The organism is Acinetobacter lwoffii, assembly GCF_024129855.1.
GTDB classification, from domain to species: Bacteria; Pseudomonadota; Gammaproteobacteria; order Pseudomonadales; family Moraxellaceae; genus Acinetobacter; species Acinetobacter lwoffii_L.
In genome coordinates this window covers 1-23,340 of sequence record NZ_JAMXXC010000013.1, presented here as the reverse complement: position 1 = coordinate 23,340, position 23,340 = coordinate 1, and the positions used below count along the sequence as shown (strand labels likewise).

Annotated in this window: 13 protein-coding genes and 1 pseudogene; all 14 read left to right on the top strand. The window is 43.5% G+C overall.

What is annotated here, in order from left to right; translation table 11 throughout:
* The first annotated feature begins 42 nt into the window (after positions 1 to 42).
* Entirely contained in the window at positions 43 to 2,967 is a 2,925-nt protein-coding gene (locus tag NI465_RS10535; protein WP_253145223.1) for a defense against restriction DarA-related protein, read from the top strand.
* A gap of 3 nt (positions 2,968 to 2,970) precedes the next feature.
* Positions 2,971 to 3,360, top strand: a complete 390-nt coding sequence (locus tag NI465_RS10530) for a hypothetical protein (RefSeq protein ID WP_253145222.1) — start codon at positions 2,971 to 2,973, stop codon at positions 3,358 to 3,360.
* Positions 3,353 to 5,341 (top strand): hypothetical protein, encoded by a 1,989-nt coding sequence (locus tag NI465_RS10525; RefSeq protein WP_253145221.1) that lies wholly within the window; start codon positions 3,353 to 3,355, stop codon positions 5,339 to 5,341. The genes NI465_RS10530 and NI465_RS10525 overlap by 8 nt, the downstream gene beginning before the upstream one ends.
* 3 nt (positions 5,342 to 5,344) lie before the next feature.
* The gene (locus tag NI465_RS10520) at positions 5,345 to 5,620 is read left to right on the top strand and encodes a hypothetical protein (RefSeq protein WP_253145220.1); all 276 of its coding nucleotides are present in this window, start codon (positions 5,345 to 5,347) and stop codon (positions 5,618 to 5,620) included.
* Between the two features lie 119 nt (positions 5,621 to 5,739).
* On the top strand, positions 5,740 to 6,099 hold the full coding sequence (locus NI465_RS10515; RefSeq protein ID WP_200004012.1) for a hypothetical protein: 360 nt from the start codon (positions 5,740 to 5,742) through the stop codon (positions 6,097 to 6,099).
* Positions 6,099 to 12,827 carry an SNF2-related protein gene (locus NI465_RS10510; RefSeq protein WP_253145219.1) on the top strand — a complete coding sequence of 2,243 codons (6,729 nt, stop codon included), beginning with the start codon at positions 6,099 to 6,101 and terminating at the stop codon, positions 12,825 to 12,827. The genes NI465_RS10515 and NI465_RS10510 overlap by 1 nt, the downstream gene beginning before the upstream one ends.
* A gap of 5 nt (positions 12,828 to 12,832) precedes the next feature.
* A complete protein-coding gene (locus NI465_RS10505; protein WP_200004014.1) occupies positions 12,833 to 13,252 on the top strand; it encodes a hypothetical protein in 420 nt (139 codons plus the stop codon).
* 444 nt (positions 13,253 to 13,696) lie between these two features.
* On the top strand, positions 13,697 to 14,884 hold the full coding sequence (locus NI465_RS10500; protein ID WP_253145218.1) for a hypothetical protein: 1,188 nt from the start codon (positions 13,697 to 13,699) through the stop codon (positions 14,882 to 14,884).
* Positions 14,868 to 15,665: a hypothetical protein gene (locus NI465_RS10495; RefSeq protein WP_200004016.1), complete on the top strand. Its 798-nt coding sequence runs from the start codon at positions 14,868 to 14,870 to the stop codon at positions 15,663 to 15,665. Before NI465_RS10500 ends, NI465_RS10495 begins: the two co-directional genes overlap by 17 nt.
* A gap of 4 nt (positions 15,666 to 15,669) precedes the next feature.
* Positions 15,670 to 18,882 (top strand): phage tail tip lysozyme, encoded by a 3,213-nt coding sequence (locus NI465_RS10490; RefSeq protein WP_253145217.1) that lies wholly within the window; start codon positions 15,670 to 15,672, stop codon positions 18,880 to 18,882.
* Between the two features lie 54 nt (positions 18,883 to 18,936).
* Positions 18,937 to 19,221, top strand: coding sequence for a hypothetical protein (locus NI465_RS10485; protein WP_253145216.1), 285 nt, complete (start codon positions 18,937 to 18,939; stop codon positions 19,219 to 19,221).
* Positions 19,222 to 19,225: 4 nt separating this feature from the next.
* On the top strand, positions 19,226 to 20,719 hold the full coding sequence (locus tag NI465_RS10480; protein ID WP_253145215.1) for a hypothetical protein: 1,494 nt from the start codon (positions 19,226 to 19,228) through the stop codon (positions 20,717 to 20,719).
* Entirely contained in the window at positions 20,719 to 21,378 is a 660-nt protein-coding gene (locus NI465_RS10475) for a hypothetical protein (RefSeq protein ID WP_200004020.1), read from the top strand. Before NI465_RS10480 ends, NI465_RS10475 begins: the two co-directional genes overlap by 1 nt.
* Positions 21,368 to 23,340 (top strand): annotated as a pseudogene (locus NI465_RS10470) (hypothetical protein); the annotation flags it as partial. The gene NI465_RS10475 and the pseudogene NI465_RS10470, both read left to right, overlap by 11 nt.

Genomic DNA, 23,340 nt, shown 5'->3' with positions numbered 1-23,340 from the left:
TGAGGTGAAAGCCTTGTAAATTAACTATGTTAAGAGGTCTTTATGACTGTGCAATTTAATTGGGATGGTGCCAATAACCCAGTCGGTCAAACAATTGACCAGATGCTTTACCGGATTCGCTCAAATGATAAAGAGGGCTTGATTTTTGATAGTGCGACCCTGGCTGATTTTATTGAAGATTCAGACGGCGTTATGGCGGTATTTGATGCCCTGGTTACACCATATTCACGCCTGGAACGCAAAGTGAATCAATTGCGCCTAGTGATGGATAAAGCAATTCCCGACCTGGAAACTGTATCGGTCCAGGTATCCGAGCCATTTAAGCAAAATGGCAGTGTGCATGTAGCCGCTGTATTTGAATTATCCGATGGTCAGACGGTATCGGTGGTATTTCATAACCCGGATTCAACGCCTAACAAACTGGTCGCCAGTGATGAAATGATTTCCTGGAAGTGGATGCTCAATAAAAAAGACATTACGATTGTTGTAGCGCCTGAAAATGGCCGTGACCTGGCTATTCGTGAAGTCGGCAGACGTATCATGAAACTGGCCCATAAAAACAGCACAGGCTTTGCCCGTTTAAACCAGAAGCGCGCCGAAAAACTTGAGAATATTAAGAATCTTACAGGCGAAGTAGAGCAGCTGGAACAAACGCTATCAGGCCTGGAAAAAGAGATTGAAGCGGCTAAGGCTGAACAGGCCCGAATTGAGGAAGAAAAAAACAATATTCCAATGATCAAGCAGCTATTTGAAAAGCTGGTGCGCGGTGGCTGGAAACTGAAAAATGGCCATGACGATTTTTTATCAAAAGAAGAATATGCCTTTGGTGCAAAATCCAATGTTGTTGTGGATTTTAATAGTTTCGATACTGTAAAAAGTGACATTGAAATTACAGCGGTGGGCGGTGGTTCCAAAACCATGCACATTGGTACCAGTGACCTTGAGGCTGAATTTGATGAATTTAAGATTATTGTAGAGGACTTGATGAGTGCCTTGCATGGTAATGGCACGGTCGATTCACTACTTAACCTCCTACAAAACACGTTCAAAATGCAATGTGAGCGCCTGGCCCCGTTAATCTTTAACGTAACCACGCCTAGAACAAGTAGCGGTGTAACGATTGAGCTTGATGATGATGGTACTTTCCAGTTTGAGAGTGATCATTTGTCAGTGGATCACTTGCAGGGTGAAGATAATCAAGCCCTCATTGCTAAAAAACTAGATGAATTAGACTTTGTTGCTTCTCAGGGTGCTTTTGATGATGATCCAGAGCTTGAGGGTGATGTAATCCAGGGCGGCGTATTTAAGGGTAAATCTTTTGACTTTGCTTATACCATTGAGCAAATTGAAATCGCTGTTAATTCACTATCTAGTTTGTCTTTAGTGTTTGGTGACTTTAATCATACGGCGGCAGCTGGTGGCACCTTGTTCGATTCAATTGCTAGTGAATCTAACCCGCCAATTGAAGGTATTACTGCACAGATTGGATACAAGCCGACTGATATTGTTATGGCTAGGGTAAGTGTAGATGCAGCGGGTAATGCCATTATCTACAGAGGCGAAACAGGGACCACACAGGAAAGAGGCATTGATGCACCGACCTCCTATAGCCAATTTGTACCTGTATTTAAGCGCCTGATTGCAGAGCTAACCAAAGAGCCAGAGCTAGAGGAAAAGCTACCTGAGTTAAAAGCCTACCTTGATACATTTACCCCGTTAAAGCGTGGCCAAGTGCTTAAATCTCTATCACGTGCAGCCTATGATCTGGATGGTGCGCGTGTCACTGTTGCTGAAACTGTAATTTCACTTGCCAAAAGTGAAGGTGCTAGAGTGGGCGTGAATGGCAAGGATGAAGTGTCTTTGATGAATGATAAGCACACTTTGAGCAGCAAACTAGGCAAGATCCCAATGAACTTTGGTATCTGGTTGATTGAAAGCGGCACTGTGAAGCCAAAACCAGCTGCACCGGAATCAAAATATCCTGATGACTTTGATCCGACTACTCCTGAAAATTATGCCCTGGTTAAAGAAAACGGTGATCTTGAAATGTTCCAGGATCAACTAGATGCGTTTTTCCAAAACCGTTTTATTGATGTGCGAAATGCTTTACGTGACCTGGGTTGGGAAGGTGAGCAAGGCCGTGACTTGAGCAAAAACGGATATACCGCAATTCCTCATTTCAAACAGGCGGGTGCGGGCGCTAACCTGGTAGGCATTCATTACACTTTAAACGGTCCTGATGGGAAGGATATTGGATTCTTTATGTCTGATACTTTGACCTTGAGCGCAGAGCAATATGCGGATCGTGTGAATATGGGTCTACCAGCACAACCAGAGCCAATTGTAGTTAATGGGAGTGACCCATTAGATATATCTATGGCGAATAAGCAGAATGCCATTCAATTAGCAGAAAACCTAAAGACTTTTAGCCAACAATCATGGGTTATGAGAACAACTTTAAATGATGTTAAAGATTTAAGTGTAGATCAGTTTAGAGAGCTTTATCAGGCTGATTTAGAGGCACTAAAGTCTGAGCATGATCAGGTGATTGCAGCATTTAATACATTGTTTAGAGCAGCTAAGGTTAAGGATCGGGATGTTATTCAAGAAATAGCAAATGAGACAAATTCCATTTATAAGCTACTTACTCCAAAAGGCAAACAATTAGAATCTGAATGGCAGAAACTAGGTGGTGAATATACAGCTTATCAAAAAAGTTTGAATACAGATCCAATCGTGGACCCAGATCCAGATACAGGGGATGATGAAATTAATACTTTCTTAAATGATGTAATTGCCAATCCTGGTAATCATACAAATGATGAATCACTGGACCGATTGACAGAACTTGCTGAAAGCCTGGGTGATGATGAAACAAGTGAATTTGCTATCACTGTGAATAAGGCAGCTAAAGCGGTTCAAGAGGTTGCATTTAAACAGCTTCAAGACATGGTAAGCCAGGGGTAAAAAATGAATCAATTGCTATGGGGTGATCAGCCTCATAGCCGTTTTGCTGTCCTTGACAGTGTTTCCCCACTTGAAGCACTTAAAAACAGCCGGGCGGCCATGGGTCTGATTGCTGAAAAACCCAATCTGAAAAAAACAACTGAAATCATGAGCTGGACCAAAAGAGCAGCTGCTCTACTGGGGTCCATTAATGAAGTCTTGCACCCATCTTTAGAAATCCTGAAAAAGATTGGCCAGGGTGCTTATGACCATGAAACCCTCTATTCATTATGGGCCATGATGGATAGTAATTTAGATGAATTGAGCGCAGACAATGTGTTTAACGATAAGGCGGGAAGTCTGACGCACAAAGCTATTTCCCGTTGGGCTGAATTGGAGTTAAAGAATGTTTAATAATGACTACAAAGCGGTTAAAAGCCGACTGGGTTATTGCTTTGACTTGCTGACGGCCAAAGACATGACCAAAGAGCAAAATTCTGAAAAGAATAGCCTTCTTTTAAAGAAAAAGATCAATACCTTGCGCGCTTTAATTGCGGGTCAAAATCTGCCAGCGCATGAAATCTTATTAACCTCAAATACTTCTATGTTCTCCTTTTTTAAGGACCAGATTAAAGCGTTTGAAGATGAGACAGATGAAGCGGAAAAGGCTAAAAAATTACTTAGACTGAAAAACTTTATTGATGTGCAAACCGCCGCAATAAATCTTGATGCTACTCGTATGGTCAGTATGGGCTATGAGCGCAATAAGGTTGCTACTAAGATCGCTGAAAATGCCAGCCTTATCACTGGCCTGGTTAAGCATACGGTTGAAAATTCAAAAATTAAGGGAATGTTTGATCCAGAAAAAGCACGGTCCCTAATTGATGAAGAAGCTCGCAATACTACAGCTTACAATGCACAGTATAGCGCCGCCTGGAAGGTTTTATCTGAAAAGCATGATTCGATTAGAAAGCCCTTTCTTGATTTGCGTGAGCAAATGTTTGATGAGCTGGAAAAGGAAGGTTTGACCCTGGAACAACGAGAGACTATCCGGGAAAAATACGCGCCTGAATTGAATGTTTTGCAGCAAAATGCTGATGCAGAATATAAAAAGCTTAAAGCCAGTCTTTTTGATGACCTAGAGGCCAACTACCAGGCCCAAAAAAATCGTATCGCAGCTGAAAAAATCGCAATGGCCAGGGCGGTTAAAAATGCTGTCATTGATCAGTCGACCGTGACCCAGGAAGATGCCGAAAAGTGGATTGCAGAAAAGGTGACTATCACTCAAGCTGTGATCAATAAGATGAAAAAGAATGGCATTACGCCTGAGAAGTTTCACCAGGATCTAAAAGACTTTTTTGTTATTACTAATGGCCGCCTGGGTAAAATTAAGATTGATACCAAAAATCACCAGAGAGCTTATGCCAGCGGCACAACGACCCATGCAACTGAGGGTTTTATCATGCTGGATAATGACTTTAGCCAGCGGGTATTATGGCATGAATTGGCGCATCATTTGGAATCTGATGATAACTTGCGTGTTATTGCTCAAGAGTACATTAAATCCAGATCGCTTGATGGAAAACTGGTACACCGCTTACGCAATCTGACCGAAAATAAGGGCTTTGCAGCTAGTGAAAAGGCATATAAGACAGATATGTTTAATCACTATGTTGCCAAGATCTATGATCATGGGTCCACAGAGGTTTTCTCTATGGGTGTTGAGGTTCTGTATGATGATGCAGTCTTATTCGATACCATGTTGAAAGACCCTAAAACTATTGAATTTGTCACAGGCGCATTGATGCAGACAAAGCAAGAAGTGGATCTTATTAATCAACAATTAAGAGATAGCATCCTTAACATAAACGCTGATATTGATAATCTCAGGACTGAACAGTATCAAGAGGTTTTTGAACAGCTGGCGGGCCTGGTGAAATTCAGTACCACAGTTAATGTCACTGAGGCTGACTTTACCGATCCTGATGCCACTAGATTCTTTAGTGAATGGAAGTCTAAATTTTATGGCACCTTAACATTGCCAAATGGCCGCGAATTGGTCCTTCTTAAAAGTGGTAAGGTGAAATATAGATCTTTCCGTGGTCGTGCCATGAAGGGTGTATTCGCTTTAGACTTTGGAAACTATGAGCATGTCAGGGAGGCAATTGCAGAGGGCCGATATACCACTTATTTTGCTTATGGTTACGGCGTGAAGGAGGAAGTTGCTTTAGCCATCCAAACACAGGACCTTGACCGGATCAAAGTGTTAGCTTTATCAATGGATTTGCACAAGGTTGGCGGGTATAGTATCCCTAATACTTCTGGCGAAATCGGTGAGGGCTTCACCTCATTTGAAAGCTTAGATAATCTCAAAAGACAATATTTACAGGGCTAGATGATGGATATAAATACAACGGCGTTAAAAGTGCATACACCTAAAGGCTCATTCTTTGCTGTCTTTCCAGATGATGCTAAAAACTGTGAATTGTGCGGTCCCTGGCTTGAGGCAATTGGCTACTTTGAGGGTAACTTGCATAAGCTATTTAAGCAGCATGGCCATCCGCTAGAGCTGGCACGGTTGGAGCCGGGAGACCTCATGCTGTATGGCAACCGTCCGGATCTTGAAATTTCCATTACTGATGACTTTGACCGTGAAGAACTGAGAATGATTTAGTAGTAAAAATAACCAAAAAAGGCCCTTCCAAGTGAAAGGCCTTTTTTATAGGAAAAACAAAAGAAAATAAGAAAAATTATCTACCAACATACAAGCTGTTTCACTTGTATGGAGTAGTGATGAAAAGCCTTCAATCACTCGCTTTGACCCGAAAGGCTTTAAAGCTAATCGCAGAAAAAGCAACCACTAAAACCACGATGGCAGTTTTACGCTGGAATAAAGAGGCACTGGCTTTGCTAGGGCAAGCTTTTCCCAAAATTAAAACTGATGAATCGAATCCTGATTACCAGTATTTGCAGTCTGTAATTAAACGCGAATTACCCAATATGAATGACCCCGATATTGGCAATCGCATGACAGACATTCTTAACCGAAATTCAGAAAACTCGGCATTCCTTTCGTATGTGCAACAAGCCGTTGCTGCATACCGCGAAGCCTTGCTTGCTGCATCCACTCAATTTTTATGGGGTAACGCTTAATGTTTGGCATTTTATTCGATGATGCTGGCAATCCTAAATTGACCACACAGGCGCTTGAGCTTACTAGCAAGCTGCAAAATATTGTTGATAGCCTCAAAACGCCACAAAATAGCCTAGAAGGCCTTTTGTCTGAAATTGGCACTATCACACGTGGTAATCACTTAATTGCGGATTTGAAGCAATTAGGCGGCAATATCGGCGGTGTTTCATTACAAATTAATGATGATCCAGCAATTCCATTGTCAAAACCACGTAAAAAGACGGATCAGCACTACAATTTCCAGCAAAACAACACAAAGAACAAGCGCCAAAAGGACAACATTGCGGCGGTGGAATTGGTGCGCCAATACAATGCGGGTGAAATCACTTTAGATTCCATTACCGATGAGCAAAAAGACATTTTAGGCCGATACACCGGGAACGGCGGCAACTTGCTCGATGTGGAAACAGGTATGCGCGGCTCAGACTATGAGTATTACACGCCTAAGCCTATTGCTTCTGGTATTTGGGACGTTCTAAATGACATGGGCTTTGGTGGCGGTAAAGTGCTGGACCCATGCGCTGGTGTAGGTATTTTTGGCGCTACTGCACCATTAAATGCGGCTATTGATGCTGTAGAGCTGGATAAGACTAGCGGCACGATCAATAAGCTGATTAATGAATCAGACAGCTATAACGTGCGTGTAAGTAATTTTGAAAGTGTAGCATCACGTACACCAGATGAATCATACGATGCCATTGTGGCTAACGTTCCATTTGGTAGCAATCGCGGTCGTAACTTCAAATACGATGAAAAATACCAGAAAGCTAGTCTTGAGTATTACTTCATCATGCGTTCCCTGGAAAAGCTTAAAGGCGGTGGCTTGGCTGCATTCCTGGTACCGGATCGCTGCATGACAGGCAAATCAAGTAAAGAACGTGCATTGCGCCAGGATTCAAGCCTACTGGGTGAATTTTTGGGAGCGTATCGCTTGCCTAACAAAGTATTTGGCGCTGCAGCAGCAGATACCATTACTTGTGTGATGTTCTACCGCAAACATAGCAAAGCGGCTTTAGAGAAGGTCAGCGACCTCTATTCTGGTGGTGAAGCTAAGACGCTTTCTGATGCTCAAGTGCTATGGGATTCATTTGTTGATGGCAAATACTTTGAAACCAGCGAAGGTAAAAAGCGCGTCCTGGGTGATGACTTCATCAAAGCAGAGGAAGGCGATAAATACGGGCGTGATCAACTAACTTCTAGTGAAGATATTTTGGCAATCGCTAAGCGTATGCTGGTTCACAAATTGCCGAAAACCCGTATTGACTGGGCTTTGCTGGATGAAACCGAAGCTTTCCCAATTTCTTACAATGAAGGCGATACCATTACCCAACGTGGCCAGACTTTGCAGCTGGTGAATGGTAACTGGGTCGTATTGAATCCAAGCCCTGAAAACAACGCAAAAATGGACCTGCTAAGTGATGCACAGGACCCATACAGTGCTTTTGTTTCCAATATTACGATTGAACAGGTCGATGAATTAGCCGACCACATGAAAAAAATGTCTATGGCGCTGGATATGCCGCCGTGGATGGGTCAAATGCGTGTTGCTTTGGCGGGTGGTAAAACCCTGGACCAACGCAAGCAGCTTTACAAGCCAATCCTGATTGGTATGTGTGTAAAGCAGATCATGGATGAGGAAGGGCTAGATTCAGGCACCAACTTCAAAGAGAAATACCAGGATCTATCGGCTGAAATGGAGCGTTACGCCTCAGATGCCAATAAAGTGAAAGGTGTTGAAGGTGAAGCGAAGCTTGCAATCCTGGAATACAAAAAGCATTACAAGAAAGGGACCGGATTTAGCTCAATTTGGCTTGGTGAAATTCGCCAGGTAACAGAAGTTGAAATGACCCCGGACGCAAGCCTGGACGGCGTGATTTATGTGAATAAATCGCCGTGGTTCACTGTTGAACAGGCTAGAGCCTCACTTGGTCCAGACTTTGACCCATTTAAGGACCCTGAATACTGCCTATCTGATGATGGCAATAAAATCTGTCGTTCTGATGATTACTATGTTGGCAACCTGGGTGAGTTTTTAAAGCGGATCGATCCGGCAATTGAAAATGCAGCCAATGATTCAATCCGAAATAAGCTACTGGCACAGAAAAAGGCGGCGTTTGAACGTGTGACTAAGATCGATGTTCAAGAAATGCACTTCAACCTATTTTCGCCATACGTGACGATTGAAGAAAAAGCAGAGTTTTTGCGCCGTTCCGTACATGCCAGTGCGCGTGTGGTTGATGTTGATGGTGAAAAAACAATTTCATTCAACGTAACTTCATCGGAAAAGGATAAAAACAATCGTGCCAAGTACATTGGCCGCCTGGAAAGCTATTTGAAGCACGGCAATGTCTCCTTGCAGGGCATTAAAATCGAAGGTATTTCTGAGGAAAAGCAGCTCGAAGAACTCCGAAGCTTTATCAACAAAACCAACGATAAATTTAATAGCTATGTGCGTTCTAATACCAGGATTACTAACCGCCTAGAAAGTACGGCAAACGATCCTAAAAACATGCGTTTTAAGCAGCTTGAAGATACTAAGGACTTGATTGTTCAAGGTATGAATCCAGAGCTTAAATTGCACACGTATCAACGCGCTTTCGTGCGTAAAATGTCGCGTGATTTCAGCGGTATCAATGGCTTTGATGTGGGCTTAGGTAAAACCTTTACGGCACTTGCATCGGTCCAATACGTGCAGTCTATTGGCGTTAAAAAGCGCACTATGTTTGTGGTCCCAGGATCGGTGCTATCAAACTGGCGTAAAGAAGCATTGCGGGCATATAAAACGATTGATGATTGTTTGTTTGTGGGCTTGCGTGAAAACGGTGATGGCAACCTAATTGCTGATTCCAAGTATTACGATGAAGATTTAATGTCGATTGTGAGCAACAAGCCGAATAAGATTTTTATCAGCTTTGAAGCTTTTGAGCGCATTAAATTAAAGGCTGAAACTATTGAGCATTTTGAGAATCATATTCGCTCGGTTGATGCCTCGTTTATGGAAGATGATAGCCGTAAAAATGAGGAAAAAACCCAGGCGAAACTTGAAGGCCTAACCGCTATTTTGTCGAAAAAGACAGGCGCGGCACCTTATCTTGAGCAATTGGGGATTGATTCAATCGTGATTGATGAAGCCCATGCTTATAAAAACTCAAGTGCTGTGCGTGAATTTAAGGGCGGTAAATACCTATCAACCGCTGGCATGTCTGGCCGTGGTATCGATGCACAATGTAAGGCCTGGTTTATCCGTGGTATGTCGGATCGTAAAGACGGCGTATTGCTACTGACTGCTACCCCGATTACCAATAGCCCGCTTGAAGTCTATTCAATGATGAGCCTGGCGGTTGGCCATGAGCGCGTGAACAGTTTAGCTATGGGTGTATCTGGTGCTGATGACTTCATGAATGCTGTATGTGTCATGGAAGATGAACAGGAAGAATCTATCGATGGCCAAATGAGTAACAAGCGTATCTTTAAAGGCCTAAGTAACCCGGCAATGTTACGCAATCTTATTTCTGATGTGGCCACAATTAAAACCGCCGATGATGTAGGCGCGCAAATCGTGGTACCAGATGAAGATACTCAAGAAACGATAGTAACGCTTGATAAGTATTCCCAGGATAAGCTGGATACTTATAAGAATGCCTATCGCTATGCTATGGACCTGATCCGTGACCGTGCTTTGCCATTTGGCCCAGGTGTGGCGGCGTATGATTACGTTAAGCAGCAATTTGGTGAAAAGGACGATGTAATCGCGCATCCATTTAACTTGATCAATAAAATGACGATGTTAATTGCCGATCCTGACCTGGATAAGCAATACACCAAGTACGTGATTGGCCAGGACCAAAAAGAGGCACTTGATAAGGTTCTAGCTGAGTGGGATAAGAAGCGACCTAAAGAGGACCGTGGCCGTATTAGCCCGCATACTCAAGAAAGCGATTACTCCTTAAAGATCAAGAAGAACAAGGATACAGGTGAGGAAACAGCGATTTATACAATTCAGGTTCGCGCCTGGGCTGATAATGCCAATGTTTACCTGGATTCTACCGACTGGAAAACACAAGAAGCATTCGAGACGCTGGCCGAAAAACACGGACTAGGCCTGGATTGCGTCATGTCTCCAAAAATGGCCGCTATGATCGATAACCTCAAGCGTGAAAACTCGCATGTTCGCGGTGTGAATGCTCAAGGTGAAAAAGCGCCGTATGCGAAACAGATTGTTTTCTGTGACATTTTGGGTATCCACAACAAAATGCGTAAGTTGATCGCTAAGCATTTAGGTGTTTCAGCAAGCCAGATCGCTATTGTGACCGGACAGCGAAATAATGATGCAGCTGAAATTTTGGAGATTCAAAATAACTTCAATGATTATGGTGAAGATAACTATCGCATCATCATTGCCAACAAGAAGGCCGAAGTCGGTATTAACTTGCAAATCGGTACTCAGGCAATTCATCACTACACAATTGGCTGGACCCCGGATAGCTTGCAACAACGTAACGGTCGCGGTGTGAGACAGGGCAACAAGACAGAAAAAGTAACTGTGTATCATTATGACGCGCAAGGTACTTTTGATGCAGCTAAGCGCACCCTGGTAAACAATAAAGCTGACTGGATCGGTGAGCTGATGGACGGCCAAGGTTCTGAGAGCATTAAGATTGTAGGCGGTATGTCCAATGAGCAGATCCGGGCGCTGGCTGAATTTGCGGGCGGTGATGCTTTAGAAGCCATGCAAGCCGAAATTGCACGTAATGAAAAAATGCGTCATGAAAAGGAAAATGTGGAGCGTCAAAAAGCATTACTTGAGACGGCAAAACAGCAACAAGACTTTCTTGATAAGAACAAGGATTTTTCAGGATGGGTTAAACGTGACTTTGATGCTTTGATGCAAACCGCCTCAAGTGTCGGCAAGCTGGAACGTTTAATCAAAAAAGAAAATGATCTTAAAGCTGATCTAGCTGAAATCGTAGCAAGTAGTGGCTCAGTGAAGGACGTACAAGCCAAACTGAACAATATTGAGAAATCAAAACTCAAGCTTGAAAACGAAATGCGCCAGGCGAATAAGCTAATGGCTCGTATTGCCGGGGCGGTAAATGCGGTAGTTGCAAATTACAACTTTGAGCAAATTGCACCAGATAAAGCAGCGTATGTGATCAATAAAAAGTTCCGTGAACGTGCTGAACAGCCACATTCTAAGGCCACACTTACAGATACTTTTTATGATCATGAAGATGGTGTGCGTTATGGCGTAAAAGTGAAGGCTAAGGAGGAAGTGGAAGGCTCAGAACTTTACAATGAGTGGAGCTTTGAGGTTGATTCTGCAGCTGGCTTGATCCGTGAAACGGTGAAGCAATTTAAAGAACGTGCGAAGGTTGATAATTCAATCAATGAGCGCGTGATTGATGACTTTATCGGTGAAGATCGAAATGGCCAGATTAGCCCGTCCGGTGTTTTATTTTCAAAGTCTTGTTTCCTGGTGAAAAACAATGACCCTAAACAAGCGGTTTATTACTTTACAGGTGTGCCACAAGAAAATCAGTATGGTTCTAAAATTAAGGGCTTGATCAATGGTGAAAGGACCGATACTGAATTTAACTATGATTTTGTAGATCAACCTGAGTACAGCGTGGCTTATCCTGATTCTGCTTTATATACGCAGTGCTGCATTGCCCTGGCTGAATATGAAGATTCATTGGTAGGCACCGTTTCCACTAAAGAAGGCAACCTATTTAGTGATGTTATGCCGGATATTTTGAAATATCGTAAGGGTATTATCGAAATCGCTTTTGAGTACGCTAACAGCTACTTGCAGGGCCACTATTACCCATACGTGATGAATGCACATGAGCCAGATAAATTGAGCGATTTTGAGAAAGCAGTTGTTAAACAGCAATCAGAAATCGTATTGAGACATACGAAATATCATTTCTATGTATTGGCTGAAAATGAGCATTTAATTACCAAAAATCGCCCGACCATTGGTAATAAAACCGAAGTGATTCGTGACTTTTGTTTAGCCAATAACGTTAAGGCCAGTGTTTCTGATCTTCCGGTATCTTTTAAACTGTCTGTTGCGTTAGCGAATTACATTCGAGAGGGTGATGCTAAGGATCGATTATTTACCTTTATTGACCGGGCAAAATTTGAGACGGTGGCTGCATTCCGTGAAGCTTTGGCCCAGGTGGTATGTGATGAATTTACACCGTTTATTCATGATATGGAGCCGGATACGTCAATCATGCTGGACGTAGTAGATCGCGTTTATGAGGTGAGTAATATCTATCGCACTAAACAAGCTGAAATTCTGGCAATTGAGAAAGCAGCTCAAGCGATTAATGCGCCGGAAGTACAAGAGCCTCAGCCGATTGATGTGACGATCCATGAGCCGGATATAGAGCCTGGTGCTATTCCAAAAACTGCAATCATCCGTGTGGAGACTAACGGCTTTAATACTTTGCCGTATCGTGAAAAATTCCGGGAATATTCGGATGAGATTCAAAATGCGACAAGTTATGCTAAACCTGATCATTGGTCGAAGTACAATAAGCGTTTTAGCAATGCCTCCGCTTGTTGGAATAAACCGCTTAAACAGTGGGAAATTCCATACGGTGCATGGCAGCTATTCGAGCAGCGTGATAGCGAACTGACAGATGCTTGCACATTCACAGTAATTTATGGCGGGGTTTAAAACTAATGGCATTTTCTGAATTTTTATTCGATAAGGCCTATATTGATGAGGTGGCCGCAAATGCGGCTGCTTCACTCAAGGCAAATCGTGGTTTTTCTAACCTGGAAGGGTTCGCGGCTGGTGTAATTCAACGCCGTTTAGCAAAGGACCCGGCTCGTTATCTGGACTATGGTGTTTATTGGCCAGCCTTAAAAGCGGTGCTGCATAAGCATGGCTTTGATTTTGGCGCGCCAGTTTATCCGCAACTTTGCGCGGTTTATTGCGGCGATAATGACTTACAGACAATCATTATGGCTGATGAATTTAGGAATGATTATCTGGCCACTCAGTTTGTGGGTACCAGGACCTTTTTAGTCGATAAAGAGACGGGTGAGGAAATCATTTTGATCGATGATGACATGGAAGGGAAAGCCCTCAATTCATAACCCTGGAAGGCCCGTTTAAATAGCGGGCCTTCTTGTTTTTGCATATAGGAAAAGTTGCCGTTTTCACTCATGGGCCGCGTTTATCGTGGAATGATGAAAAATGTATCTAATTCTCCGAAAGGGCGCGGTAATTTTCTAAACAACTTTGGCATTTCTGCTAAAAAATGGGGTTCGGAAAATTTGCCACTCGCCAATGAAATCACTCAGACCGATCTGACGTTGTACGGGTCCGGTTCGACTACAGTTGCCTCTTTATTATCTAGTGGTTCCAGGACTGCTAGAACTCGTCAAAATATCTATGACAAATGGGCCTTAATGGAAAGTGACCCGATCATTTCCACGGCCTTAAAGATCCTTGTAACCTCCGCTTTGGGTGGCCATGAGACAAGCGGGGACCTGGTATTTTTGGAGACAAAACCAGGCCTGGCGAAAAACGATAAGCGCATGAAGTATATAGACGAAATCAGGGCAGACCTGGTGCCGCTATTTAACAAAGTGGCTTATACAAGTAGCTACCTGGCTGCTGCTTTTGGTGATTCTTATGTCCGGGTTCACTCCAACAAAAATGGCATTCAGGATCTTTATATTGGTGAATTGGTACGCCCTACATTGATCCAACCGTTTGAACGTGGCAGTCGCACGGTCGGCTATGCTGTTTCCTCCGGTGCAAAGAATTTCCAGCGCCTCGATGCCCTCCAAATGGCGCGAATGAAGCTGCCCCGTACCCAGTGGATACCTCAAGTTGGTGTGGTCGAAAAATCAATGCGCTATGCGCTTGAAATCGATGATATGGATGAATTGCCACTTATGCCCGCAATGGTCGGCGGCTCACTCTTATATTCGGCTGAATCGCCGTATGACAACCTCACATCATCATTGCTTGGCCTGGTTGGTCAGCGGTGGATGGATTCAATCGATGAGCAGCTGCTCACAGTGAATCTTGAAGGCATGGATAAAAGCCAGCAATCACGCTTCCTGGAATCCATGAAAAAGATGCTGATTAAGTCTAAGCAAATTGCTGAAAACGCTGTGAAGCGTAACAGGCCTGTCATGGAGCGTATTCGTCATGTGGTCCCAGTATTCAGCGAAAAGCAGCTCACACAGGTTACGGGCAACGTAGGCGGCCAGCGTAGTGCCAATGTGTCAATTGAGGACATTATGCTACATGCGCGCTTACTGTCCGGTTCAATGGGTGTGGATCTGTCCATGCTTGGCTTTGCCGATCAGCTGGCGGGTGGCCTGGGTGAAGGTGGATTTTTCAGAACATCGGCCCAAATTGGGGAAAGCTCACGGACCATTAGAACGGCCCAGGCTGAATTTTATGATTCGATCATTGATATTCACACGTATAAAAAATACGGCTTTGTCTTTGATAAAAATGACCGTCCTTTTTCAATCAATTTCTATGGGTCCATTAGTGCGCTAGAAAACGAAAAACAGGCGACCCGTGCCAATGCAATGAACGGCGGCTTGATGTTGGTTCAGGCCATGCAGCAATTTAAGGACCTGGGCGCTGATAAGGAAATGATGAAGCAATTTCTGATGCAGACTATGTTGCTTGATGAAGATATTGCTCAGCTATACAGCGCAATTGTTGATGTTAAAGGGGATGAAAATGAGCCTCTACAATAACATTGCGAAAAAATCCAAACAATCGGGCCTGGTGAGCGCAATTACTAAAGGCGCTCAGTCTGTTGTTGGATCAGCTATTAACAAGACCATGAATAGCTCACTGGCCAGCCCTCTATTCGATCAGGCGGCCAAAATAGGTATTACACCAGACCTGGCTAGTTTTGTGGCGAATGAGTTTGCCGGGCAATACATTTCAGACAAGGTGAGTGAAGCAGAATCATTAATCAAAAAGCAAATAAGTACCTGGATTAACAAGATTGGCGGGGGCTTTAAGGGGATTCCTGAAAAAGCCCAGTACCGTGAATTTATTGCGCTTAGTCGTGCCAGAAAAAACAATTTTATTGTTCAGGTTGAAAGTAATTTAACGGGTGATTTCTCCAAAAAGATGAATCTATTTGTCACAGACATAGATTTAAACCCGATGAATATTTCAGGCGAAAAACGGCGGGTCGGTGGTGGATTTATTGATGCGCCGACCGGGGCCGAAGCTACTGAGATTCGTATCACAACTATGGATGATAAGGCGGGAACGATTAAGAAGTGGTTTGAGCAGCAATGTGCTGCAGTCGTGGCTGCTGATGGAACATTTGGTGTGCCAGCCAGTTATGGAATCACAATTAAAGTCTTACATGCTGTGGTGAATGGTCAAAACTCAAAAGATGCCTTTACTAATAAGGGGTTATATCGTGCGGCCTCTTATGAGGTGCAGTTGTCCCGCAGAGAACAGGCCATGCAAGAAGTGACCCTCACTTTCACTCAACTTGATTCATTTAGAAGGTAGTAAAATGTCAGGGTTAAAATCCGATGAATTAGGCTTTTTGATAGGAAAGCCGATCAACTTAACTGATCTACATGATGAGCTGTCAGATATTCACGGCGAATTATCAGAGATTAAGCAGCTCTTAAAGAAGGATGCTGTTGTTGATATTTCTCCTGATTCCTTAGATCAGCTCACAAGTGCATTTAGTACAAATCTTGCCGCTGAAAATGAAAAAAATGCAGACAAGGCACCCGATAAAATAAGTGTACCTGGTGCAAGGGAAATAAAGAAGGAAGGCATCCCGTTTGCTAATCTGGATAGGCTAATTGCCAGTCAGCTTGATAATCATGCTGTCAACCAGAATGGCCAGAATGAAGCAGCTAAATTCCAGCCTCGTGATGCACATGGTCGCTTTACTTCTCCGGTCAATCCGGGTGAAGCCGTTAAAGTCCCTCAAGTCCGAAATGTGGCGAATAGTCTATCTATTCAAAATGCCCGGACTGATGGCCCTGGTGTTGAAAATCATAATCAGGATATAACGCAGAACACTTTAAATAATACGGTTTATAAGCGTTCCTCACAGGCAGAAAATATTGCCAGTCCTTCTACTCAAACAACGGTCAATAACAGCTCAAAAACAGCTGCAAAACGTGATGAAAAAGGCCGTTTTATTGCCAGCCCCTCGGCAAAAGAAGCAATTAGCACTCCCAAAAATCGCGGTGCAAATGGCCAATTTTTGCCAAAAGGGACCAATTCTGAAAGTAATACACCGGATAAGGTCGGTGCTGAAAAGGATTCTATCGGCACTAAGATTAAAAATGTCGGTAGCAAAATTTCAGATGCAATCGGCGGTTTAGCCCAGGACAATGAACAGGCAGACCCAAGTGTTCAGGCCATGGGGGAAATCAAAGGGGTATTAAGCCCAGTTGGTCGCGGCCTGGGTAAATTATTCACTGGTGGCAATGGTGGTGTAAGTCGTGGCCAGGATCGCTGGTATAGACGTTTCTTTAAGCAAAATACTGAAAAGGCAAGAGCTGATGAGCTGGCCAACAAGCGAGAGCAGCGCCTACTTTCAAACATTGAAAAGAAAGAGGGTCCAGAGGTTGCATCCAATCATGGGTTAATGGCGACTTTGTTCCTGGCGTTTATGGGTGCATTGGCTGGATTGCTGGTTAAAGGATTCCAGGCATTAGCAACGCCGTTGCGGTTTTTAGGTTCATTTTTCAGCCCATTACTCAAAGCTTTACAGGCTCTTGCCCGTGCAATTGGCTTAAAGAAGCTTGCGGATCGGATCGGTTCGCCAGGCACGAAAAACCCCGGCAATAAATCCGGCGGGCCAGCTGGTACCGTAAAGGATAGCTCTACTAAAGGAGGCGCGGGTAAGGCGATATTAAAGAAATTGCCAATTGTTGGGGCTTTAATGTCGGCGGGCTTTTTGGGTAAAGAGCTTTACGATATTTCTGAAAATGATGAAACCAGAGAGACTAAGACTAAGCAAGTCGGCTCGGCGGTCGGTTCTACTGTTGGCGGTGTTGGTGGTGCGCTTGGTGGTGCTGCAGCTGGTGCGGCGGTCGGCTCAGTGGTCCCATTGGTCGGTACTTTGGTCGGCGGTATTGTTGGCGCAGTCCTGGGCGGTATAGGTGGCGATAAACTAGGGGGAATCCTGGGGGATAAATTCGGTGCTTGGGTCAATGACCTAAGATCATCGGGTTTTATTGATCGCATGTCCTATAGATGGGACGTTGGCGTAAATGCCATGAGTATTATGTGGCGTGACTTTACCAGTCTGGCTTCATCGGTATGGTCCGGCATGGTTGCGGGCTTACAAGGTGGCTGGAATGCGGTAGTTAATACTACTCAACTTATGTGGCAAAACGTGAGCAGCGCGTTCACCTCGGCTACAGATTTTATTAAATCCACTTGGGCCACGACTGCAGCTGTTGTTGGTGGCGCGCTCGATACAGTATGGACCAGTCTAGGGGAGCTTGCCTCCCAGTTAAATGAAGCAATTAAGGCTAAAACTGGGGTAGATATTGCCCAGAATGTTGATGACATGAAAAAGACCGTTGCTGGATGGGCCGATGGCCTAAAAGCAGCGGTGAATGATGTTTCAAACTCATTTAAAGAAAAGCTCGGCGGTATGTTTGAAGGAAGTTATTTAGGTGGCGTTTTTAGCCAGGCTCAGAATATGGCCGACACTAATAATGAGCCGCTTAGCACTTCAAAAGAACAAGATGCCAATCAAACAGGTGTACTTAACGCATTTCTGAAAGCTGGATTTACCAAAAACCAGGCAATCGCCTTAACCGCAGAAGTTGGTCGTGAAAATGACTATAACTCTAAAAACTTGTATGGCTATCACAAGGATGCGGCAAACGGCGCTGTGAATATGGGTATGATCTCCTGGCAGGGCGATAGAGCCAAGCGTTTAGAGGAACACATGCAAAGCAAGGGCTTGATCAAAGACGGTAAAATGGTGAGAAGCCAGGCCGCTTTAGACGCTCAAGCTGAATTTGTTAAAAAAGAGATTGATGGCGGTCAATACAAGGCAACTAAAAAGCTGTTTTCGGAAAGCCCAAATCTGGACCCCGAAGCTTATGCAAAAACACTGGGTAAAGACTATATTAGATGGGCCTACGGCCAGAATGTCCTTTCTAATGGCAATAGCTTTGACTGGAAAAAGCATGATGCAAAACGCAGAGGGTACAAGGTTAAGGCTGCTGCTAAAACAAGTACCGCTATTCCATTTAGACCGGGATATAACGCGCAAACTGCTCAAGCGGCTATAGCGGAAAAAGGGAAAGGCCAGGCAACCAGTACGGCGGCACCCAAAGCGGATCAGAACACAGCTAATGCACCTCAGACTGAAACTGTGACCGCTTCAATGGATGCGACCCAGGCAGAGGAAAAAGTAAACCCTAACTCTATTGAAAGCTTGATGCAGACCGTTAATAACTTTGATGGCATGTCAAATATTAAACATGCCGTTGTAACTATGCTCAAAAGCAGTGCCGAAGGCCCAGGGGTAGCGCAATATGCTCCACGTAAGACCCCAGTAGTACCAGCTGTGAACGTGTCAGCGGCACCACCTATTGCAGAGGCCCCGAAAGTTAGCACACCAATTGCAAGCACTCAAACGGCCCAGGATTCCAATAAGGCAATCGATGATGTATCGAGAGATTTATCAGACAGACGTATTGCTCACATTGTAACTGGCGCTTATTCAAGCCCGACCTGATCTAAACAGGAAAACCAGAAAAAACCTCAAACAACATTGTGCCACATTTAAAGCATGAAAACTTTAAATGGGCATGATGTTGCCGAAATGGTAGGCCACTGGACTGAAACCCCGATGAATGGGTATTTAGGCAGTCCCTACGGACAAAACTTCAAATCTTTTTTACAGCAACCGCAAACTGTGGTTGTTGGAAATTCATTCATTCAAAAACTGCAAAAAGACGTTGATATTTTGCAAGTTTTACCCCCTGATGCAGTCAATATGTACTCAGTTCCTAAAGGTACTGATGGTGCGGAAGTGATTTTGTCTGTGGCAGGGCGCAAGTTCAATATAGGCTGAAATTATGATCACTAAACAAGAATTTTCGCAGTCTGCTTTTGCAACTATCGGTGATTATCCAACCCTTGAGATTTTGTACCAGGCAAAGGACCCTCGACTACTACAACACATTGATGCGATAGCAACGATGCTTTCGATGTTCTCAGCACAACTGGAAGTTGCTCAGGCAGAGCCTTTTGAAAAAACCAAGCAAAGCACCGTACTTGCAGATGCGGCCATGCGGGGCGTGATCCCTAAAGCAGTACCGACCGTGCTATCTATCAAGATCGAAAATGATGCAGTAGAAGCCGTGTCAATTGGCGCGGGGCGTATTCTACTTGATTCTAGTGGTCGATCTTTAAGAGTGGATAGTTCAGTAAGTGTAAATGCTAAAAGCACTGGCTATGTTACAGCTACTCAGTTATATGACCTTAAAACAGTACATACCGTGACTGAAAGCCGACCATTTTATGAGATTCCCTTGCCTATGAAGCATGAGGAATCACTTTTATCAGGCGTTCGCGTTTTTGATGAGGCTGGTAATGAATATACCTATAGTGATAGGTATGTTGCGATTAATGCTGATGAAAAAGTTTTCCATATTGAAGTTGATGAAAAGCAAAACTTTTATGTGCGCTTTGGTTATAAGGGTATTGTCGGCGTTCAACCTCCTAAAAATGCACAAATTACAGTCCAGGCCTTTTATACATTCGGTTTAGTTGATTCCTACTTACAAGGGGATCAAGTTGTTTTTGAGGTAAATCAATCTCTAAATGATGCCTATGTAAAACTTTCAATTGATGCAGTTAAAACAGTCGGTGAGGCACCAATTTCTACAGCGGTTTTACGCGAATTAACCAAATATCCAAGCGTATATAATAAAAACGCCGTTTATTTAGGTGAGTTTGATTATTTAATTCGCAGTAATTTTCCTCATTTAGCCTTTCTATCTGTCTGGAATGAGGCAGCGGAAGAAATTGCTAGAGCGCCAAGTACGGACAATATTAATAGTCTATTTATTGCTGTGGTAGGTGACACTGGCCAGGAAAGTTATGATCTATACGCCCCAGGTAAAAAACCTACGGAAGTTACTCAATTAACCCCATTGCAGCAAAGTATTAAGACTGCTGTTTATAAGGCTGATGACACCTATCGAGTACGTTTTTTCCAGCCATTGGTTCGGGAAATAGCCGTATCCATTACTGCCAACGTTTCTACTTCTTATGATCAGGATGTGGTTAAGAAACAGATTCAATCAGCTGTTTTAGATAAATATGGCCAAGATTCAGTAGTAATGAGTAGAGGTAAGGCAAAACCTAAATACCAAGATCTTTATAACCATATTAAAAAAAATGTAACGGCCTTAGCGGTCGGTAGTGCTGACTTGAAAATTGTTATTGAGGATCTAAGCCAGTTTGATGCCTATCCTGAAATTTGGCAATACATTGATGTAAGTAAGTTAAACATTGTGGTGAATGTAGAAAACGTATCTACAAACTCCTGGGGGGTCGGATTCTAATGTTCGACTTTCAGGCCTCAGTTATCCCTCAAATGACCCCACTTCAAAAGAGTTATACCAATAATTCTTTTGAACGAGAAATCAAAGAGCTATTTATCAATCTGTTTAAAACCCATTTAGGTGAGGCAACTTTTAACGCTTTCGTACTGGGTTCACCGCATTTAGGTAGCTTTGACCTGGTGCGGAAAAGTATCAATACAGATGGTATTTCATTGCTGCAAAGTAATGTTGAAGAAACCACGACCCGATATTTATATCGCGCCTGGAAATCGGGGGACGTTCAAAAGCGCGGCCTCCATATCTTGCGGGTTTATGTGAAATTGCTATTCGGTAGTTTGGCAGAAGTTATCCAACTGCAGCACAGTATTCATGAGCCTTATCCGACCAAACTTGTTGAATATAAGCCTGGTGATTCTCTATTGCCAGATCATTACCTAACATCGCGTGTGTATGTGGATATTGATTCTTCTTTTGCAGATGAATCAATTAAGCGTATTGCAAGCAGTGTGCAGTCAATCCTGGCTGCTCGTTTTGTTCCTGAGATTCGTTTCAAAACCCTATCGACCCGTTCAAGCATGACATTCCTATTTGCAAATAACAGTGGACTAAGAGCGCACTTCATAGCAAAAGGTACATTGGTGAATAACAATGGCAATTAACTTAGCATTAACCCTTACTTTAGATGGTAGAGATGCGTTCTGGAATAGTGGAAATACAGGTACAAAGCTTGATATTACACACTTGCAATTTGGTACTCGAAACCGCCTACCAACGGGTGAGGAATCTCTTTTAAGCTTACCAAAGCAATCAGTAAAGATTCAAAACGGCAATAAGATCGGACCAGATCAGGTTCGGATTATGGCCACAATGCCGGGGATTGAAAACTATAACGTCACGGAAATCGGTTTATGGTCCGGTGAGCCTGGGCTTGTGGGCAGTATTTTAATTGCTTATACATCGGTGAGGACTGGATATATTGCCCAGATGGTTAATGGCATTGATCTAGTGTTTACCTATGACATGGTAATTGCTACAACGGATATTGATAAAATTAATATCGTTAAGGATACTGATCAAAGCTCGACTTTTTCCCTGCTTGCGGAGCATGAAACAGATAGAAATGCTCATCCTTTTTATGTGACAACTGATACGGCTCAGACTATTTCTGGCGCTAAAACTTTCACAAATAAGGCGATTTTTTCAGGTGGCTTAACTGGTGAATTGACAGGAAATGCTTCAACTGCAACACAGCTTAAAACACCCCGAACGATTGGCGGTGTAAGCTTTAATGGTACTGCAAATATCAACCTACCTGGCGTAGATATTGCGGGCAATCAAAACACCTCCGGGAATGCTGCAACCGCTTCAAAATTGGCGGCGGCTGTCCTGATTGGGGGAGTTGCTTTCGATGGTTCGGCTGCAATCAACCTACCTGGCGTAGATATTGCGGGCAATCAAAACACCTCCGGGAATGCTGCCACTGCAACTAAACTCCAAACGGCTCGCACGATCAATGGCGTTTCGTTCGATGGTAGCGCCAACATTACCATTGCGGATAATACTAAATTACCATTAGCTGGCGGCACAATTACAGGCAGTTTAAATGTAAGCGATACAATCACTGTTACAAATGTGGGAGAACAAGTAGGTGCATTTAAGAAGCTTATTCAAGCTAGTACTACTACGGATGGCGGATTCATTGCAGTAGGTAATAATGGTGTAGATAAAGGATACGTTGAAATTGGTACTACTGATGATGAAGATGCAGAGATTTATGCTTCGCAGCGAACTACTGCAAATGCTGTAATACGTAGAGCAAAATTATTGGATGATGCTGGTAATACAAGCTTTCCGGGCACTGTAACTGCTCCTACATTTAATGGTGCATTAAACGGTAACGCTGCTACAGCTACTAAATTGCAAACTGCTCGCACTATTGGCGGGGTATCGTTTGATGGTACAGCAAATATCAACCTTCCAGGCGTGAACACGACAGGTAATCAATCAACAACTGGAAATGCTGCCACAGCGACTAAACTTGCCACAGCTCGCTCAATTAACGGTGTGGGCTTTGATGGTACAGCTAATATTACGATTGAGGATAATACTAAATTGCCGTTAACTGGCGGTACATTAACTGGCGGTTTAACTGCACCCAATCTTACGACTACTGGTAGTATAAAAGCTATTACACTTCATGCCACTGGTGCGGGTGATTATTCCCCATCAGATCAGGGTGCATACCTTTCATGGAATAGAAATGTTGGATTGGGTAAAACTGACTTTATTAATAATAGAGGTGGGGGTGCAGGTGGTTTTGATTGGTGGAATGGAAACGAAAGTAGTTACACCCAAGTAATGAGTCTAGACCAAAGCGGAGTATTATCAACTAAAGGCGGTTTTAACGGTAACGCTTCAACGGCAACCAAACTTGCTACAGCGCGTACAATCTCATTGATAGGTGATGGTGCGGGTAGTGCTAGTTTTGATGGTTCAGCGAATACATCAATTAACCTTACCTTAAATGATGTGAACAATTCTGCCGGAACTTATGGCGCAAATAACTTAGAAATCCCAACATTCACATTAAATAAAAAGGGTTTATTAACCTCGGCGGGTAA